At 40.1% G+C, this 5,470-nt stretch carries 4 protein-coding genes; all 4 read right to left on the bottom strand.

From position 1 onward, the window contains the following. A partial coding sequence (rsxC, locus tag LMH66_RS04935) for an electron transport complex subunit RsxC (RefSeq protein WP_229368777.1) occupies positions 1 to 2,009 on the bottom strand: 2,009 nt, incomplete at its 3' end. After that, positions 2,003 to 2,620: an electron transport complex subunit RsxB gene (gene rsxB, locus LMH66_RS04930; protein WP_229368776.1), complete on the bottom strand. Its 618-nt coding sequence runs from the start codon at positions 2,618 to 2,620 to the stop codon at positions 2,003 to 2,005. The genes rsxC and rsxB, both read right to left, overlap by 7 nt. A 2-nt stretch (positions 2,621 to 2,622) precedes the next feature. Further along, a complete protein-coding gene (gene rsxA / locus LMH66_RS04925; protein WP_102526049.1) occupies positions 2,623 to 3,201 on the bottom strand; it encodes an electron transport complex subunit RsxA in 579 nt (192 codons plus the stop codon). Positions 3,202 to 3,325: 124 nt separating this feature from the next. After that, on the bottom strand, positions 3,326 to 5,227 hold the full coding sequence (locus tag LMH66_RS04920) for an EAL domain-containing protein (RefSeq protein WP_229368775.1): 1,902 nt from the start codon (positions 5,225 to 5,227) through the stop codon (positions 3,326 to 3,328). Between the last annotated feature and the right edge of the window lie 243 nt (positions 5,228 to 5,470).

The following is a 5,470-nucleotide window of genomic DNA, read 5'->3' as shown; positions in this document are numbered from 1 at the left end:
CCTGTACCTATTTCTGACTGAGCTTGCACTTGTGGCGCTTGCTCTTGAAAAGACAGCTCTTCAGAAGACTGCTCTTCAGAAGATAGCAATTGCGAATTTGCTGCATCCGCATTGCTGGCGGATTCAGCTTGTTTTTGTGCAAGCTTTTTCGCTTTAGCACGTGCAACTGCTGCCGCGATTTTAGCTTTTTTGTCATCAACGGGTTCGTTTTGAGCTGATGCAGTATCATTTTCAGAAAGCGTTGCTTTATTCTGAGCTAATTTTTTTGCTTTAGCTCGAGCTACAGCGGCTGCAATTTGCGCTTTTTTATCATTAACTGCAGGTAAATTATCAGTTGATGCATTTTCATCTGGAGTATTCGATGTTGTTGATTGATTGGCTAACTTCTTCGCCTTAGCTCGCTCAATGGCCGCTTTTACAGCTGCAGATTTATCTGTCGCTGGTTTGTCTTGTTTACTTTCTTGTTCTGCTGCTAACTTTTTAGCTGCGACGCGGGCCATGGCTTCAGCGACAGTATTCTTATTGCTACTAGCATTTGCCGCAGTTTTGCGTTTTTCTGCAGCTATACGAGATTTCTCTTCTCGGGCAAGTTTTTCATCTTCTAAACGTTTGAGTCGTGCTTCGAAGCGAATTTTTGCTTGTTCAGCTTGTTGTTTTTCTTCAGCTTCATTTTTTAATGCCGATTTAGCAACGCGATAGTATTCCACTAATGGAATGTCACTTGGGCAAACAAAACTACAACAGCCGCATTCAATGCAATCTTTTAAATTAAAGCTGGCTGCTTTGTCGTATTCTTCCGCTTTAGCATGCCAAAATAGTTGCTGTGGTAATAATAAAGCAGGGCAGACAACGGCGCATTCACCACAACGAATACAGGCTTTTTCTTCGACATCAGGTGCGATTTCGTTGGCACTTGGCGTTAGAATACAGTTAGTGCCTTTTAATACAGGCACATTATAATCAGGTAGCGCGTAACCCATCATAGGGCCACCAATAATCACTTTCTGATTAATATCAGCGTTAAAACCGACTTGCTGCAGCGCATATTCAACGCTAGTACCTATCGCAATCCAATAATTACCCGGTTGAGTAACTTGTTCACCCGTTAAAGTGACGAGTCGTTCGATAAGGGGTTTCCCATGTAAAACAGCATCTTGAATAGCATATGCAGTACCAACATTGTGCACCACCACACCTTGCTGAGCTGGAATACTGCCAGTTGGGACTTCTCGGCCGGTAATGATTTGTATTAATTGTTTCTCACCACCTGAAGGGTATTTTGTTGGTATAACGGTGATTTTGACAATGGAGGTTAAATCATCAAATCTTGCTAAACATTGCTGCATTGCAAGAGTCGCTTCTGGTTTATTATCTTCAATTGCAACAACAATACGTTGTGGTGTTAGCAACTGATTAATAATTTGAATACCCTTAAAAATCTCTAAAGCATTCTCACGCATTAATACATCATCAGATGTGATGTAAGGTTCACACTCAACACCATTGATAATAACTAAATCGATTTCACTCGCTGGGTTAAGCTTTATATGACTCGGAAAAGTTGCACCACCCATTCCAGCAATGCCAGCTTGCTTAATTTTATCTAAAATTTGCTGATTTGATAATTCAACTAAAGCTGACTCTTGATAGTCAATTGTTTGATTAAGGCCGTCAGCTTCGATTATACAAGTTAGTGTTGGTAGCCCTGAAGCATGGTTACTTGATTGTAAGTTGATATCAATAACATGGCCGGAAACTGGGGAATGCACTGGTAAGTACATAAAACCTTCGCCATCGGTTAATTGTTGGCCCTGTTTTACCTGCTCGCCTACTTTAATGCTGAGCCGAGCGCAATCACCGACTTGTGGTAATGGAACGCGATATTGGCTAGCAGGCGTTAATCGCTTGGCTGTCGATTGATTTGAAAGTGATTTGAGTTGCGGCGGATGGATCCCTCCAGGAGAGTGCCATAACGTTCCTTTATCAATTTGTTCTAATAAAGTTAGCACTGAGAGTCCTCTTTTACAGCTTTATCTTCTTGCTTCATTCTGATGGAGACAGTTCTATCTTCTACGACTGTGACTGGAATACTCGCTAACTTCCAATCCCAATTTTTAAGATTTTGTTCAACGGGGATCATATCAATACAGTCAACAGGGCAAGGTTCGACGCATAAGTCACAACCTGTACAATCTTTGGCAATGACTGTGTGCATGAGTTTGCCCGCGCCTAAAATGGCATCGACAGGACAGGCTTGTATGCACTTTGTGCAGCCAATGCACTCATCTTCGCGGATGTAAGCCACTTTTTTTACGGCTTCTTGTGCAACTTCATTTAATGGTTCTGGGTCAACACCCATTAAGCCTGCAAGTTTTTCCATGGTAGCGGTGCCACCGGGAGGACATTTATTAATGTTATCGCCATTTGCTATGGCTTCTGCGTAAGGCCTGCAACCTGGGTAGCCACATTGGCCACATTGTGTTTGAGGTAATAAGGCTTCGACCTGATCAATAATTGGGTTACCTTCAACTTTAAATTTAATTGAGGCGTAACCTAATATTAATCCGAAAATTAGTGCTAGAAGTGTCAGCACAACGACAGCAATTGCAATACTCGACATGACTATTTAACCAGCCCCGCAAATCCCATAAAGGCTAAAGACATTAAACCTGCAGTGATCATGGCAATAGCGCCGCCTTTAAACGGGAGTGGCACATCTGCAGCGGCTAAACGTTCTCGCATGGCAGAAAATAAAACCAGCACCAATGAAAAACCAACTGCAGCACCAAAGCCATATACAGCTGATTGAATAAAGTTATGATCTTCATTTACGTTTAGCAGGGCGACACCAAGCACCGCACAGTTGGTGGTAATTAGCGGTAAATAAATGCCTAAGGCGCGATGTAAAGATGCACTGGTTTTTTGGACTAACATTTCAGTAAACTGTACGACAACGGCAATGACTAAAATAAAGCTCATTGTGCGTAAATAAGTTAATCCAAATGGCTGTAGTAAAAACTCATTAGTTAGATAGCTTAAGATTGAGGCTAAAGTTAGTACAAATGTGGTAGCCATCGACATTCCGATGGCGGAGGCAAGTTTACTAGATACCCCCATAAAAGGGCACAAGCCAAGAAATTTTACTAAAACGAAATTGTTAACCAGTACGGTACCAATTAACAGTAAGAGATAGTCTGTCATTACTACACTTTTCTATTTGATATTAGCTCTATTATCTAAGGTTTAGGGTCGAGAAACAACGGATAAAAAAAAGGGTTATGTAAATATTAACCCTATTTTGGAAGATTGGTCTTACATTGATTATTTATTTATCAGTTTTAGCGATGATTTCAGGTCTAGCAATATAATATCCTTGCAAGCCATCAACTAACATTTTTTCTAATGTCAGTTTTTCATCTTGTCTTTCAACGCCAGTTGCGATGACTTTTATGCCAATGCGGCGTGAAATATCAACAATCATTCTGACAAAGAATTTGTTGTTATTGTCTTGGTCAATACCGTCGCTATAGCTGCTATCAAGTTTAATCACATCGGGTTTTACTTCTCGGAAAAATTTAAATGATGAAAAGCCTAAACCAAATTGCTGGATAGCAACTCTTGCGCCGACCTTATGCATTTCGTGAACAAAACGGCGACTAGCAGTGACATTTTGTTGCATACCCGATTCACTGACTTCGAACACAAGCCTTGCCGAGGTCGAACGGTGGCTTGATAAAATATCTCTCAGCCAAGAAACAAATATTTCTTGTAGGGCAGAAGATGCACTGATATTGACGCCAAAATTACCGGTTAAACTTGGGTTTGCATTGAGTAACTGTAAGGTGTGAACCACGATCATTTTATCTAAATCGATATTCAAACCGTGACGTTCCGACATGGCAATAACGCTGGCTGTGGGTAAGTTTGAACCTTCAGTATTAAAAAATCGCGCGTAAAGTTCGCGGTATACATCGACTTGATTGTTACAAGGCAGTATCGGCTGTTGAAAGAACTTAAGACTTTTGCGATTAATTAATTCATTAATCGTTACTTTCCAGTGGTCATCACCTAATTGTTCGTTGCCGGTAAATTTTTCAAGAATATGGTAACGATTGAGTCCTGAAGTTTGCGCTATGCTCACGGCTGTGTCTGCCAAGGTTAACAGCGCATGAGTATCGCTATTACTTTCAAATGGCACCATGCCACTATGGGCAATGTTATCGGTTTCAACAGTTTGAGCATACTCATCGAAGTAGGCTTTTAATGTGACTAAAAACTGTTCACCTTCTTTTACTGTAATGTCTTGGATAAACAGCGCAAAATCACTACTTGATACGCGATAATATTCACTCACACCCGATTTAGCTGCAGCGCGTCTTATACAAGAAGCAATTTGACTTAAGTAATCATCACCCGCTTCACGGCCATGTAATTGATTGATGGTTGATAAATCTGCGGCTTTAATTATTGCAAGCACACCAAACTGTTTTTTGTCAGAGTTACTGATACTTTTCATATAATCATTAAAGCGACGGCGGGTAGAAAAGCCCGTAACAGGATCTTGATATGCCGCTTTTGCTAGTAAATCATTTTCTTTATGAAAATTACCAATGCTGGTTTTAAGCTCTATACGGCTTTTTTCAAGCGCGATACCAATGGGTTTTAAAGAACCTCTTAAACGAGATGTTTGAACGGCTTGGAAGGTTAGGTTCGGAATGTTGTCGATATAATCGCAAAGGTATTTTATGCCACGACGATGCAGCATCATTAATATAGCAAAGCTAATCATGAGAATAAGGTAAGCAAAAATAACCAGGGTCGCGGCTTTTTCTAAATTGACGAAACTTGCAGATATGACTGATTTAGTGCTGAGTCTGACTTGCAAGCGACCATTGGGTAATGACTTTGTATGACCTAATTGAATGCTGAAAATTTTGTCTTCAAATTCTTCATCACTTTTTGCCAATGTGCCAAAGGTATAGTTGAGATCACTGTCGCTTTCATGGATATATTGAAAAAACTGAAAGGTAAAATTTTGGGACAGGGTGTTGAATAGCGTTTCACCGTTTTCATCCCACTCAGTCATATTATCAATATGTGTGATGTAGTTTTGGATGGCTAATGCGCCTTGTTGCTGCATTTCTTTATTTTCCAGATCATAAATCCTGAAAAACAGTAGTCCAAAAATCACAAACAGTACTAATTGGAATGATTTCGATAAGCCCATGAATAGTCCATTTCCTGTAATAATCTGATGTCATCATACATTTATGTATAGCGGCAAAAAATTAAAAAGCTATAACAAATAAAGGAGTTAACACTAAGATTGTAGTGTAAATTTTAGGAAATTATAAAGGAATTTAAAAAAGATAGATATCAAGAAAGGGTATAATACTGACAAAGCGTCAAAATCTTGGCTCCCCGGACTGGACTCGAACCAGTGACATACGGATTAACAGTCCGCCGTTCT

Source organism: Shewanella sp. 10N.7 (genome assembly GCF_020806285.1).
Lineage (GTDB): Bacteria > Pseudomonadota > Gammaproteobacteria > Enterobacterales > Shewanellaceae > Shewanella > Shewanella electrodiphila.
This window is presented reverse-complemented; position numbering and strand designations above follow the sequence as displayed.

What these genes read in the sequence shown, in the direction of transcription:
- rsxB (WP_229368776.1), bottom strand. Translation starts at nt 2,620, where the DNA reads ATGTCGAGTATTGCAATTGCTGTCGTTGTGCTGACACTTCTAGCACTA.
- rsxA (WP_102526049.1), bottom strand. Translation starts at nt 3,201, where the DNA reads ATGACAGACTATCTCTTACTGTTAATTGGTACCGTACTGGTTAACAAT.
- LMH66_RS04920 (WP_229368775.1), bottom strand. Translation starts at nt 5,227, where the DNA reads ATGGGCTTATCGAAATCATTCCAATTAGTACTGTTTGTGATTTTTGGA.